Below are 13,976 nucleotides of genomic sequence, written 5' to 3'. Positions count from 1 at the left end.
TATCGGCTTCCGGGGCAGATTCGGAGTATCGGTCCGATCTATGAATTTTCGATCACGGGTGCCGATATCGTCGACGTTCAATACATCGACACGTCCTGGAATGGTCCGATACCGTAAGCCTTTTACCACTTCACGCGTAGGCCCACCTGTCCCTTGACGGAGTAACTGTCGCCGAAGTCATTCAGGCTGGTCTGAACCAGAGCTTCGCCATAGATCGAGTACTTGTCGTCGTCCCAGCTATAGGTTCCTCCGAGCCCCAGGCCGCCCCATATACGATCATCTCGGTTGGTGAAGCTCACGCCCTGGACATTGACACTCGTCCCTTCAAGAAACTCATAGTAGAGATTGCCAATGCCGTAGACGTGAGTGCGATTGAGCAGCCCCTCGTCATTCCGCCGCGAACTTTCATGGTCGAGGGTCACACCGAGACGGCCTTGCAGACTTTCGCCACGGTCGAGGCTGACACGGGCGCCGAATGCATCGGTAAACGCGTTGAAGTCGACATTGGAATAGACCAGCTGGGCCTGCGGCGTGATGGACCAGGCTGGATCGATGGCAATGCGCTTGCCGCTTTCCAACGACAGTGTGTAGCCAAAACCGTCATTGTTGTCGGTGAGGTTCGTACGGGCAAGGAGAGAGTCGAGATCGCTCGTGTACCAGGTCATTTGGGCCTGCCCGTCCAGATACAAGCCACTCTCGCCATACCAGGTCAACGTCCCGCCAAGACCGTAACCTTCCGTGCTGATCTCACCATCGCCGTAAACAGAACCGCTGTCGGTTTTGCCATGGGCGTAATGGACTGTGAACCCGCCAATCAGCATGCCGCTTTCCGTTTCTGTCAACAGCCCATCAATACCGGCCTGAAGCTTGAAGACATTCTGGTCGTACTCGGTGCCGGAGGCGGAGAAACGCGGCTCAATGTGGTTATGTACGCCTTCAATGCGACCCCATACACCATTTCCTTCGACCGCAACGCCTGCTTCTTCGGGAGTGACATAAGGTGTGCCGACAGACGCGCCATTACCGGCCCAGAAACGATTACCGACACGTTGCTGCAAGGTTGGCAGACCGTTCAGACCCAGCAATGCCCGGGGGTATGCCTCGTAGGTCGGAACACCGGCCTGGTAAAGCGGAGCAGTCGGCGCCGGATTCGACACGGTCAATTGCGAACGCAAATACCAGTTGCCATCATTCGGTGTTGAAGTGCCCCCCTGATAAAGCTGATAGGCGTAGGCGCCTGCAACGACCGCCTGCCTGTCGCCGATCGTGTAATCGCCAATGAGCGAGAACGAACCGCTGGAAGCACCGTTCACTTCGATGATACGGATACCTTCACTGGTCTGCGCACCCGTGCCTCCGACGTTATTGACGACGACATTAGTCGTGCCCGATGTGTCGCCATTGACGATGACCATATCCGTCCTGGAGTTGTCGTCACCAAGAGCAACATCGAACAACATCTGTCCGCCATTGCCGTTATAATTTCCACCGATGACGACAACATCGCCGACAGCATCATCTACCGTGGTGATGGTTCCGGCGTTGGCCACATCGCCGCTGAACGAATAGACCCCGGTTCCATTGCCCGTTCCGACTAAAGTGGACGTTGAATCAATCGTCATATTGCCGTCGAAGGCGAGTGATGTCATGCCGTCAAGTGTGGAATTGTTGTTCAGGAACACACCGGTCGTTGCTTCGTCCGGTTCGCCGACATGCCATGTGCCGTCGTCGATCGACAGATTGGCACCATCCAGATTGACAACTTCCCAATTGATGATCCTGCCGCCATTCGTGGTCGCTTTCACACCGCGAAGCGTAAGCGTATCGATCATGCCGTCGGCAACCGAGGTATCATCGCCGCCATCAAGAACCTGCGAACCATCAAAGGCCGATGCGCTTACCACAGCTGTATCGGATCCGTCTTGACCGTAGAAGCCGCCAGCCAGAGTGCCGCCCGTCCAGGTGAACGTATCATTGCCTTCATGGTTTGTGACACCGTCGTTGCTTCGAATGTCGTCTCTGTCGTCACCGAAAATATTACCGGTATAGGTTCCGCCAGCCAGATTGAAGGTGTCATCGCCGAGGCCGAGGATCGCATCACCGGTTACGATGCCAGCGCTGTTAACGGCGACATTCCCGCCAATCGTGTCCGATGCAATCGGGTTACCCGCAACACCGCCGTCACGAATGGCTGTTCCGGACGTTGCCGTGACCGTTGCAGAAGCTGCGATATCGATCATCGAGCCGTTCGCTGCAATCGTTTGAATACCCGCGCCCGCGCCGCCACTCACCGTACCACCGACACTGACCAGCGAGGCGCCCGTACCCCTATTCGACGCCAGAATGCCGGTTCTGCCAGCAATAGAACCCGCCGTCTGTCTTACAGTCAGATCCGAGGCGCTGCTGGCATTACGCGAATAGACGCCGTAGTCACCGGAGGCGATCACATCGCCGGACAGTGTAACCGTTGTGGAGCCGGTTCCCGCATTGTCTGCGAAAACGCCATAGGTGCCGCCTTTGACGGTTCCGGAGGTCTGGCTTACAACGATACTGTCCGCTGTGGCCGCGTTATAAGCGTAAAGTCCAGCGCGTACGATTGCCGTGGCATCGCCGGAACTAATGATCGTCGTTGAGCCGCTACCCTGGTTATTGGCATACATGCCGAACCAATTGCCGGAGATCGATCCCGCGGTCTGGGTAAGAATCGTATCTGTCCCGGCTATGGAATTGTAGGCATAGACACCAAAGGTGTCGTTATTTGCCGCGCCAGTCTGGGTCTGGTTGATGATCCCGGCTGTCGTGATCGAGATAGCGCCGGCCGCCCAATTATCGGCGCGGATGCCATGCGTATAACCGGTGATCGTGCTACCGGCTGCCTGGGTAATCGTGATGCCTGTCGCGTTAGAGAAATTTTGCGCCCATATACCGTTTTCGGCTACACCGTCCACATTGCCGGCGACACTAATTGCGGTCGCTCCAAATCCCCGATTGGTCGTGAAAATTCCGTTATCCGCGCCAAAAATCGTCCCGCCCGTCTGGCTGACGGTCAGGTCTGTTGCGAAACCGTCGTGGGAAACATAGACACCATTACCGATTGTCCCAATCGCCGTGCCTGAGGATGTGATCGTTGTGGGACCTGTACCGGTATTGATGACATAGATACCGTCAACGCCGGTGATGCTACCGTTCGATGTTATTTCAACCGCGCCGAAAACATCATTGATCGCCAAAATACCCTGCCCACCAGAGGACGTTATGGAGGACGCATTTCCGTCCGTTATGGCGATCCCTCCGATGGTCTCGACTCTGATGGCTTCCCCAGAGGCTGACAAACCAAATCCTGGTTGTGTGACAACCGTTACGGGCGCGGAGGAAAAGATCACCGCCGACGGATCGCTCCCTGTGGCAGCGCCGGAACAGCTCCAGGTTCCAGGGCCAGCGGGATCGCAGCTACCTGCCAGCGATGGCGAAGACCAGAGGAGCACCGATGTAACTGCCGCCGCCGAAATGACGGACAAACTTTCAAATGACAGTACCAAACGCGCTTCACAAGGCGCTATGCCACCGACGATCCTCTTACACTTCCGCACTCGGCCGCCACGGATGAGCATGTTATTTGCTCGATTTGTATCAGAATTATCTAAGAAAGACCCACCCCCGTTAGATGGACGCTTCTTGAAAAATGCTCCAGGTGCGGTCATTCACGGTCCCCATCTTCCGTCCCGATAAAGCTGAAGAGTGCTTCTCGCGGAACCATCTCCCCGAATCGAATTCGCCCAATGGTTGTTCCAGATGATTGAGATCTATATATTACTAAAATATAATCAACGGTGAATTCGAAGTTGCGCAGCCGTTAGAAAACTGGACCGACGCAGCCGAAATGGTTGGTGTTCCGCATCCAGCGGCTACCTAGCGTATTAATTTAGGGTGTCGTGGGTCCACACTACTCTCTGCAGCGTTAACCATATAGGGAACCGCCATCCCAAATCCGCTTCGGTTATGTTAACCCTTGGTAAACAGGGGCGATAGACGGACCAACGACGTGAGCTTTGTGTTGGAGAAACACTGGGAGCGGCTGCTTAAGGAAATCGCGGCCTGCGAAATGGCAGTTCGAGAGATCGAAACCGATCTCCGCCTCAGGGCAATGTCGAACGACGCTGACGACAGAGAGCTGACCTTTCTGCGGCGACTCAAAAATGAAAAGGTCGAACTGCTTTATCGTTGCCAAAACCTGAGAGAAGCGTTCATTGCGTTGCTAGGCGATAACGATATCGCCGCCGAGTAGTTTCTGGGTCGAGATCGCAGGCAAACCCAGTGAACTTTACCTAAAACGCGATTTGCAGCAGTATTCCTCCCCACAAGTCGCAAATACGGCCTCGGTCACCGGAAATGCGCCGCCGAAGCGTTCTGACAAGCCGACCTTTTCGCTGTGCTTAGTCCGTAGGCGCGATGGGGCTGGGTAGATACGCTTATTGCGGAACCAGAGACGGCTCTCCTATCGATGACGTAACGTCCCAAGTCTGGGATCACCACAGGTTTGCCCTCAATACTTGAGCAAATCAGTGCGTGAAACCTATGTGCCTGATTTAGTGCATCACGCGGTGGCCACTGGTTCGATTCCGCTCAAGAGCATTAACATTGGGCGAGTCGAGGCGTATCAGGCTTGGCAGATTGTCGACGAGAATTGCGCTGGCGAGTGCATTCCGCACCAAATTTCAGGGCAAAGTCCTCCATGCTCACATAGCCCTCGGACGAGGTGCCCTCAAGATGGCCAAGACTGATCCACTCAGAGCCACCACGGTCGCGACGCGAGTTTTTTAAAGGAGGCTGGCGAGGCGCAGCGTTTATGTTGAACTTCTAACGACCAGCCTTCCCCGGAGAGTTACGGTCTTCAAATCCGAGCTCCCTCTGATCATGCTGAGAATGGCATCAATCATTTCGTCGCGCGGTTGCTCATAGGTGGTGATGCCATATCCGAACAAGCCGGACAGCTCGTAATTGTCGAAGCCCACTACCGCAATGTCTTCAGGCACTTGGAGGCGAAAATTTGCCCGCATCTCATCCATTGCGCCCATCGCTAGAATGTCGTTTTCGCACATCAGGACATCGACGCGATCTTGCGGTAACGTCTCGCTTAGGTACTTTCTGACCGAGGCTGCGCCAGCGTCCCGACTGTATTTTTCCGCGCTCATGTGGACGATGGTCTGGACACCTTTTTCTGCCCAAAATTCCGTGAAATAGTGGCTTCTTTTTAAAGCTGTAGACAAAGCGGCAGCACCACTCATGAAGCCTGGGCGCTTATATCCCTTCGCATGAAGGTGGTCTACGATTTCCTTGAGGGCCACTTCCGCGTCGCAGACAACAGCGGGAACGCCGTCGATCTGACTGTCGCGTGCAAGCACGAACATAGGCGGCATGCCTTGCCCCTGCTGCAGGTCTGTCAGAGTTTCGTCACGAAACGCTGTGCCAAACAGAATGATGGCATCGACCTGACGCTGGTCCGCGTGGAGAAGGGCGTTTACATGGTCAAAGTGACTGTTGATATTGATCAGCATCACCACCAAGCCGGACGCCTGGAGCTTCTCGGTGAGCGCCTCAAGGAAGGGGAGTTTTTGCGGGTTGGAAAAGTCATCCACGAAGACGGCGATCTGTCCCGTCGAGTTGGTTGCAAGGCTTCGTGCAAGCAGGTTCGGCGTGTAGTTCAAAGCTGCAGCAGTCTCAAGAACCTTCCGCTTGCTTTCCTCGGTGATTGAAGCCCCGGGCGTAAAAGCTCTGATGACGGTCCACTTGGAGACGCCAGCAGCCTCCGCTACCTGTTTTGCCGTTGATCTCTTGCGCATGACTTCTCCCACAAATGGAATATTCGTTCCAATCTGCGATTACAGTGAAATGAATCCTTGCTTTTATCGCATTCTGACATAACATGCACCTGCTTGCACCCGGTAGCAATCACATTTGCACCCGGTAGCATTCGAATTTGTCATCCAGAGGAGTGGGCGACATTGAGGAGGAAAAAATGAAATCCATTTGGAAGAAGTTCGCTTCTGCGGTTTTTGCTGTGTCACTGATTGGCGCTTGGTCGGTTGGCGTCAAAGCCGATGAACAGCCCAACATCATCGCTGTCACTCATGGACAAGCGTCTGACCCCTTCTGGTCGATCGTGAAAAACGGTATGATGCAGGCCGGCAAGGACATCAATGCCAAGGTTGACTATCGTGCACCGGAAACCTTTGACATGGTCGCAATGGCGCAGCTCATTGAAGCCGCAGTCAATCAGAACCCGGCGGGTATTGTAATTTCCAATCCCGATCCGGATGCGCTGGGCCCGGCGATTGCCAAGGCCGTCGCGGCCGGTATCCCCGTTATCTCCATGAACTCCGGCATTGCCGCAACGGAAAAGCTGGGCATCAGGCTCCATGTTGGCCAAGACGAACTTACCGCAGGCGTGAAGGTCGGCGAAAAACTCAAGTCGCTCGGCAAGACGCACGTGCTTTGCGTAAACCAGGAGGTCGGAAATGCCGCCCTTGACCAGCGCTGCGCGGGTACCGAGAAGGGTTTCGAAGGTGGAAAGGTGACGATCCTGCCGACGACCGCCGACCCTGCGGAAATTGAATCGAAGATTCAGGCTGCTTTAACCTCAGATCCTTCCGTCGATGTCGTACTTGGCCTGTCGGCACCCCTCGTTGGTGAGCGGGCGGTTGCTGTTGTCGAGAAGATGGGCAATGGCGACAAGGTCAAGGTCGCTTCTTTCGATCTTTCGGCGAATTTCCTGAAGGCTGTTTCGGAAGGCAAGGCATTGTTTGCCGTGGACCAGCAACCCTACCTTCAGGGGTATCTTCCGGTCACATTCCTCGCGCTGAATGCCAAGTATGGCACTATTCCTGCTGGAAACGTCGCCTCGGGTCCGAGCTTCGTCGAGAAGGATGCGGCAGCCTCGGTGATTGAGAAATCCTCCCAGGGAATCCGCTGAGCGGTACCCATCCAGCAGCTTCCGCACCTCCAGCGGGGGCTGCCCTCATCGCCAGACATCCGATCCGCAGGGCGCGTGAACGGCAGCCGATGGCGCACGTAAAACAACTTACATCTGAGGTACGACCATGACGCTGGCAAACGAACAGAACGGGTCCCCGACTCGATCCGACGAGCGCCTGAAAAAGGTTTCGACTTTGACCGCGCTCGCGCGACGTCCGGAACTCGGCGCAGTCGCAGGACTGGTGCTCGTCACAATATTTTTCATGCTGACCGCCAACCCCGCCATGTTCACACTTGCAGGCGTTGTAAACTTCATGGCGCCAGCTGCTCAGCTGGGGATTCTTGCGGTTGGCGCGGCGCTCTTGATGATCGGCGGCGAGTTCGATCTGTCGATCGGCTCGATGGTCGCGTTCGCGGGGCTGGTTTTCGGCACGGCCCTTGTCGTCCTTAATCTCCCGCTCAGTGTCGCGATCCTGATCGCGCTTGCTTTTGCCGTGGTCATAGGTGTCACCAATGCCCAGCTCACCATGCGCACCGGGCTTCCATCGTTCATAGTGACGCTTGCGTTTCTCTTCATTCTTCGCGGCTTAACGCTCGTCGGCCTGAAGTGGGCGAGCGGCGGTTCAACCCAGCTTCGCGGGATGAGAGAGGCTGTTGCGGACAGTCCCCTTGCGCCGCTCTTTTCAGGCGACGCCTTCCCGGGTCTCTTCACATGGCTTGGCAATGCAGGAATTATCGAGACCTTCCCGAACGGAACGCCGAAAGTCCCGGGTATTCCGGTGGAAGTCCTCTGGTTTGTGCTCATTGCACTCGTCGCGACATGGGTTCTGCTTCGCACGAGGTTTGGAAACTGGATCTTTGCATCGGGCGGTGACCCGAAGGCTGCCCGCAAGTCGGGTGTTCCTGTCGCCCGTGTAAAGACCACTCTATTTATCGTCACCGCGATGTGCGCCACTCTTGTCGCCATTCTAACGGTCCTCGACGCCGGTTCGACTGATGCCCGACGCGGTTTTCAGAAAGAATTCGAAGCCATCATTGCGGCCGTTATCGGCGGATGTCTTCTGACTGGCGGATATGGTTCGGCGATCGGTGCGTTCTTCGGTTCTATCGTCTTTGGCATGGTTTTGATCGGCCTCACCTACACGTCGATCGACCAAGATTGGTACCTCGTCTTCCTCGGCGGGATGCTGCTGACTGCAGTTATTTTCAACAACATCATTCGTAAACGTGTGACGGGAGAACGCTGATGAGCACGACCCAGACACCACTGGTCGAGGTCAAGAACCTCGTCAAGCACTTCGGCTCGATTATCGCACTCAACGGCGTTTCGCTGAGTGTCCACGCAGGAGAGGTTCTGTGCCTTCTTGGAGATAACGGAGCCGGCAAATCGACTCTGATCAATACTCTGTCCGGCGTTCACAGGCCGACATCCGGCGACTTCCTCGTCGAGGGAAAACAACATCTCTTTACCGGGCCAAGAGATGCGCTCGATGCGGGGATCGCGACCGTCTACCAGGATCTGGCAATGATCCCGCTGATGTCTGTCACAAGAAACTTCTTCATGGGTCGCGAGCCGTTGAAGGGCTTCGTTCCGTTCAAATACATGGACATGGAATTCGCGGATCGCGTTACCAGCGAAGAAATGAAGAGAATCGGCATCGATGTGCGTGAACCCGGACAGGCCGTCGGCACGCTCTCCGGTGGCGAACGTCAATGCGTGGCGATCGCACGCGCCGTATATTTCGGGGCAAAAGTCCTCATTCTTGATGAACCGACATCTGCACTCGGTGTCGCGCAAACCTCGATGGTCCTGAAGTACATCGATCAGGTTCGCAGCAAAGGTCTGGGCGTCATTTTCATTACCCACAACGTCAGACACGCTTTTGCCGTCGGCAACCGTTTCACAGCTCTGAACAGGGGAAAGACGCTTGGCACATTTGCCAAACATGAAATCGACCTCGATGGCCTGCAGAATCTGATGGCGGGGGGCAAGGAGCTCCAGTCGATCTCAGCGGAGCTGGGCGGCACCATCTGAAGACACTTGGAAATATGAATTTTGGCCCGGCGCATTCGCCGGTCCTTGGGCAGCCATATCCAAAATCCAGGAAACCACTCGAAATGAGCAATGAGAATAATACCCAGTTTCCCTTAGCCGCCTGCGCTGAGATGCTATGGCGGGACAAACCAATCGAATGGCGCGCCTCCCGATTGAAGGAGCAGGGATTTGGCGTCGGCCTCTGGAATTGGCCAGAGCACGACATAAACAAGCTCGAAGCCACCGGTGCAACCTTCACAATTATGAACGGTTACCTGACCGGCCGCCTCACCGATGATGAGGGCGCAGCCGAACTTTTGAGAACCGCGCGCGAAACGGCTCAGATCGGCAAACGTCTTGGCGTTCAGCGCCTCAATCTTCACGGCACAGGCCTCGGGGATCGTGGACTGCCGGTTCAACCTGTCGAGGTCGTCACGGGAGTGATGTGGCTGAAGGCTCAGGAGACGCTACGCCGTATCGTTGACCTCGCGGAAGAAGAAAACGTGGTTTTCACACTGGAGAACCTGAACCTTCCCGTCGATCACCCCGGCGTGCCGTTCGGGCGCGCCGAAGACACGTTGGCGCTCGTGTCGAGCATCGACCACCCGCGTCTGCGTTTGAACCTGGACCTCTACCACGCGCAGATCGGTGAGGGGAACCTGATCGAACTTTGCCGCAGGAGCCTGCCGTGGATCGGTGAGATTCAGGTGGCTGACGTACCTGGCCGATTTGAGCCGGGCACCGGCGAGGTGAATTGGAAGCAGATCGCAAAAGCCCTTAGCGATATGGGCTACTGCGGCCCGATCGGGATGGAAGCATGGGCATCCGGAGATGCCGACGCGGCGCTCGCTGCCTTCCGTGAAGCCTTCACTCTCTGATTTCAGAAACAGGACTAAAAATCATGACCAAAGTAAAAAAAGTCAACGTCGGACTTATCGGGGCAGGGCGCATCGGTTCGTTCCATGGGGAGAGTGTAGCAAGAAGGCTCGTAGACGCAGAGCTTGTGGCCGTCGCTGATCCTGCTCCCGGGGCCGCCGCAAAACTTGCAGAGGCGCTGGGCGCCGCCGCTTCTTATACCGACGTCGCAGAAATGCTTTCTCACCCCGGTCTGGATGCGGTCATCATTGCCACACCCGCACGTTTTCACACCAATATCCTGGTGCAGGCCGCAGAGGCCGGTAAAGCGATCTTCTGCGAAAAACCGATGGCGCTCACGCTTGAAGATGCGGACCGCGGCATTGCAGCCGCCAAGGCCGCAGGCGTCCCCCTGCAGGTCGGTTTTAATCGCCGCTGGGACCAGGCATTTTTTGAAAGCCGCGCAGCGATCGATGCTGGAAAGGTCGGTGCGGTTCAACTCATCCGGTCATTGACACGCGATCCCGGTCCGTTCGGCTCTGATCCAGAGAGGATTCCTTTGTGGACCATCTTCTACGAAACGTTGATACACGACTTCGACACCTTGCTTTGGTTAAACCCCGGCGCAAAGCCTGTCGAAGTGTTTGCCATGGCAGATGCATTAGTTCGCTCGGATGCACGCGACAAAGGCTTCCTGGACACGGCGGTCGTCAATATCCGCTTTGACAATGGATCTATTGCGGTTGCGGAAGCAAACTTCTCTGCAATGTACGGCTACGATATTCGCGGCGAAGTATTCGGCTCCGGCGGAATGGTCACGATGGGGGACGTACGACGTTCGAGCATGACGCTGTTCGACGCAACTGGCGTCTCCAACGACACATGGCGGCGCGACACAGACCATTTCATTCAAGCCTACACGGCGCAGCTTGCTTCTTTTGTCGAGGCGGCGCGTAGCGGTACCGTCCAGAACGCACCCACGGGAGCTGATGCTCGCAACGCTCTGGCGATCGCACTTGCTGCCATTGAATCCGTGTCGAGAAAACAGCCGGTTCCTGTGAGTTGAAGGCCTGGTTGACAGGGGCGCTGTCGGCCTCTGTCAGCACATATATGTTGGAAAAGTTCGTGACCAGAAGCCTGTTGGTGAGGCTAAGAGGATCATCATGGAAGCGAAAGCTGACTTTCAGAAGCCAACAGTTCTTGATCTGGAAAGCGTGCTTGCGGTCCAAGGTGTGCCGCTATCTTTCCGTCAAGAGCGAGTAGCGCGATTTGCGGTTGCCTATCCGGAAATCGTCGCCTTCGGTACAGCAAACTCCCTTGCTGCTCATTGTTCCGTGACCCAGTCGACGGTGGTTCGGCTGGCAATCTCTCTTGGGTTTGAAAATTATCGCGAATTCAGGCACGTTTTTCGGCAGCACGTGAAAGTCAACGCAATCTACAGATAGGTTATTGATTTTCTCGCTGCACGGTCACCGTCAGAGAAAGCTGCTTTTGCGCGATTTTGGATCGTGTCGCGCCGCTCGGATAAGAGCACATCAATCTGAACGGACACTATTCTCGGCCAAAGTCTAAGCGTAGGGCCTTCGGGGCATCTTTGGCATTCACGGCAGCCAAAGCCTGTTCGATCGACGTGTGAATCTTAGTGTCGATGCCTTTTGCGAGCCACGAGACGACGTTGAGAACATCCCCACGCCTGTTTTTCTTGCGAAGAGAACCGTTCCAGGCGGTAGGTCGTTTTGGTGGATCATTGAGAGCACCTCCGTTCGGACGTATGGCCAGAATTCCTTGGGTATCCCCATGGCCAAAAGCGCCTGCAACTCGTTCCAGAACAGTGTCGAACCTATCGTGCGTTCGTCTTTCTGAACCACAACTACATAGCGGTTTGCCTGTCGCAGACGGAGCAGGACAGGCAAGCTCGTTGACTGGGGTGGCAAGTGTTGTCGGCAGTTCATCAGCGGTGAAACTCCGTTTGTATCGATACGATTTTCGACATCCGGGTTGATGCCGGTGCAATGGCAATATTCGGGGCACTTGACGTCTCTACCCTGCAGTTTGAGCGTTCTCTTGCCTGCCAAGATGGAACATCCGGCGCGGCAGCACGGCGAGGGTCGTTAGTCCCCCGTATGCGATGGCTGCCGCCGCCACGATCTGGAAAAGGGAATTGACACTTGCCTGAAACCAGATCACCGAAGCCCACCCGACGAAAGCTGCCAGGATCATCCTGACTGTTCCGGCAAGAACCGGGAGTAAAACACGCTTCAGTCCCTGGCTTGCAAAATAAAGCGCCAGCCCCAATCCAACTGCACCATAAGCCGGTGCGACAATTTGCAGATACTGGGAGCCTAGCTGCTGCACATCCGGATCCGCCGTGAATAATCTCATCCAGGTCATGGGGAACAGAGTGGCGAGAATGCCGATTGTCTGCGTGAGGCCGAATGCGATACCTGCGCCAACCCAGGCGACCCGGCGGGCGCGTTCGATCTGACCCGCTCCGATATTAATCCCAACCATGGTGACGATAGCGGTTCCAAGACCGAAGATGATGGGGATTTGCAGATAATCTAGCCGCGATGCGATGCCGAACCCCGCAATTGCGTCTGCGCCGAAGTGGCCGACGGCTGACGTTACGAACGTAACCGTCAGATTGACCTGGATCGTGCCGACTGCGGAAGGCAGGCCGACACCCAGAATGTCCTTGAACAGTCGACCTTGCAGCGGAACGATTTTGAACTTTAGCGGGCTGCTTGATGAGCACACGTATAGGACAAGCACCAGTGCCGCGATGAGATAATAAATGAAGACCGCAGCGCCTCCGCCCGCCACGCCGAGCTGCGGGATGGGGCCCCAGCCGAAAATCAACGGCGGCGACAAGACGAGAAGAAGGAACGCGCCGGCGATGATGACGAAGGCAGGCACGTTCACGTTGCCAGCGCCCCGCAGGGCTGCCGAAAGCAAAGCCGTGATCCAGATGGGAATAGAGCCTGCGAACACAATTCCTGAATAGAGGAGGGCGGCACTAAGAGTTTCTCCAGTCCCTCCCATTGAGCGGTAGAGCACAGGTCCAAGAAAGATTGCAGCGACTGAGAAAATAGCTCCGAATACTGTGGCCAGAACAATCGAATGCCAGACAAGCCCATCGGCATCAGCGTGTCGGTTGGCTCCCAGCGCTCGGGCCACAGCCGAGGAAACTCCCCCTCCAATCCCGCCATTCGACATCATTTGCATCAGCATGAGGACCGGAAAGACGAGGGTCACGCCCGCTAAAGCCTCGGTCCCAAGGAAACTGACGAAGTATGTTTCCGCGACCCCAACAAAGGTCTGGACCACGAGAACGACGACCGTGGGCAATGCCAGCCGGAACAGTGTGGGCGTGATTGGTCCATGAAGAATTCCACGTGGTGTCTTCTGTGAAATTGTTGAGACATGAGAATTTTTGCTGTCAGGCATATCGGCCATGGCTGATCCTAAAACGTTCTCCAAGGCTCTGCTCCGCTCCCAAGGCCATGGGCTCGCAACCGGTTCTCAGAATTTGAAAATAGATTGTTTTTGAAATCTAAATTATATAGAGTGCATTCGCAATCTAAAATAGCGCTTCCGAGCGTGAAACCGGAGCCCGTGCAGGTGTTCAAAACCCATGTTTCAGATCAAGGATCGATAAAAGCTGAAATGGTGGAAAACCCGCTTGTCGGGAATCTATGCTTTGCCGTGCAGCGGACAAACCGCATCATTTCCCGCCAGATCAACGATGCATTGCGCTCGACAGGACTAACGGCAGAGCAGATATTTCTTCTTGCAGCGATTGGTGAAGCAGGTTCCCCTCGAATATCGGAGGTTTCGCTACTTCTTGGCCTTGACCACTCAACCGTCGTTTCAAATCTAAAACCCTTGGTGAGGAAGAATTGGGTGACGATGTCCGTGGATGTCGATGATCGCAGGGCACGAAGGCTTCTGCTCACCGACAACGGGAGCGCTCGGCTTGCAATGGCATTTGAGCGTCTTCAGGAACTTGGAGACGCGCTGATGAAAAAGGTTGGCGGCACGCAGAATACTCTTGGCCTGTGCCGGATGCTTAGCGAGCTATCAACAGCGTGCGCTTGACATAGGCCGCGCGGGC

At 55.6% G+C, this 13,976-nt stretch carries 11 protein-coding genes; 8 read left to right on the top strand and 3 right to left on the bottom strand.

Annotation, left to right across the window (positions count from 1 at the left end; all coding sequences use genetic code 11):
* Positions 1–122 precede the first annotated feature (122 nt).
* Entirely contained in the window at positions 123–3,230 is a 3,108-nt protein-coding gene (locus BTE54_RS20270) for an autotransporter outer membrane beta-barrel domain-containing protein (protein ID WP_245316668.1), read from the bottom strand.
* An 812-nt stretch (positions 3,231–4,042) separates the two neighbouring features.
* On the opposite strand from BTE54_RS20270, the gene BTE54_RS20265 reads away from it, so the two are divergent.
* Positions 4,043–4,285, top strand: a complete 243-nt coding sequence (locus tag BTE54_RS20265; RefSeq protein WP_078053834.1) for a hypothetical protein — start codon at positions 4,043–4,045, stop codon at positions 4,283–4,285.
* 559 nt (positions 4,286–4,844) lie between these two features.
* Here BTE54_RS20265 and BTE54_RS20260 read toward each other — a convergent pair.
* Positions 4,845–5,840 (bottom strand): LacI family DNA-binding transcriptional regulator, encoded by a 996-nt coding sequence (locus BTE54_RS20260; RefSeq protein WP_078053754.1) that lies wholly within the window; start codon positions 5,838–5,840, stop codon positions 4,845–4,847.
* 176 nt (positions 5,841–6,016) lie between these two features.
* On the opposite strand from BTE54_RS20260, the gene BTE54_RS20255 reads away from it, so the two are divergent.
* The 6 genes from BTE54_RS20255 to BTE54_RS20230 all read left to right on the top strand — a co-directional run bounded on the left by BTE54_RS20255 (position 6,017) and on the right by BTE54_RS20230 (position 11,307).
* A complete protein-coding gene (locus BTE54_RS20255; protein ID WP_078053753.1) occupies positions 6,017–6,970 on the top strand; it encodes a sugar ABC transporter substrate-binding protein in 954 nt (317 codons plus the stop codon).
* A gap of 127 nt (positions 6,971–7,097) precedes the next feature.
* Complete coding sequence (locus BTE54_RS20250; protein WP_078053752.1) at positions 7,098–8,219, top strand: ABC transporter permease; 1,122 nt, start codon at positions 7,098–7,100, stop codon at positions 8,217–8,219.
* Entirely contained in the window at positions 8,219–9,007 is a 789-nt protein-coding gene (locus BTE54_RS20245) for an ATP-binding cassette domain-containing protein (protein ID WP_078053751.1), read from the top strand. Before BTE54_RS20250 ends, BTE54_RS20245 begins: the two co-directional genes overlap by 1 nt.
* An 83-nt stretch (positions 9,008–9,090) precedes the next feature.
* The gene (locus BTE54_RS20240; RefSeq protein WP_078053750.1) at positions 9,091–9,885 is read left to right on the top strand and encodes a TIM barrel protein; all 795 of its coding nucleotides are present in this window, start codon (positions 9,091–9,093) and stop codon (positions 9,883–9,885) included.
* Between the two features lie 23 nt (positions 9,886–9,908).
* Entirely contained in the window at positions 9,909–10,928 is a 1,020-nt protein-coding gene (locus BTE54_RS20235) for a Gfo/Idh/MocA family oxidoreductase (protein ID WP_078053749.1), read from the top strand.
* 97 nt (positions 10,929–11,025) lie between these two features.
* On the top strand, positions 11,026–11,307 hold the full coding sequence (locus tag BTE54_RS20230; RefSeq protein WP_078053748.1) for a MurR/RpiR family transcriptional regulator: 282 nt from the start codon (positions 11,026–11,028) through the stop codon (positions 11,305–11,307).
* A gap of 595 nt (positions 11,308–11,902) precedes the next feature.
* Here BTE54_RS20230 and BTE54_RS20225 read toward each other — a convergent pair.
* Positions 11,903–13,318 (bottom strand): MATE family efflux transporter, encoded by a 1,416-nt coding sequence (locus BTE54_RS20225; protein ID WP_078053747.1) that lies wholly within the window; start codon positions 13,316–13,318, stop codon positions 11,903–11,905.
* A gap of 165 nt (positions 13,319–13,483) precedes the next feature.
* On the opposite strand from BTE54_RS20225, the gene BTE54_RS20220 reads away from it, so the two are divergent.
* Complete coding sequence (locus BTE54_RS20220; protein WP_142844999.1) at positions 13,484–13,960, top strand: MarR family transcriptional regulator; 477 nt, start codon at positions 13,484–13,486, stop codon at positions 13,958–13,960.
* Positions 13,961–13,976 lie beyond the last annotated feature (16 nt).

The organism is Agrobacterium sp. YIC 4121 (assembly GCF_002008205.1).
Taxonomy (GTDB): domain Bacteria; phylum Pseudomonadota; class Alphaproteobacteria; order Rhizobiales; family Rhizobiaceae; genus Agrobacterium; species Agrobacterium leguminum.
Note: the sequence above shows the minus strand (reverse complement) of the source record. Positions and strands in the feature narration are given on the sequence as shown.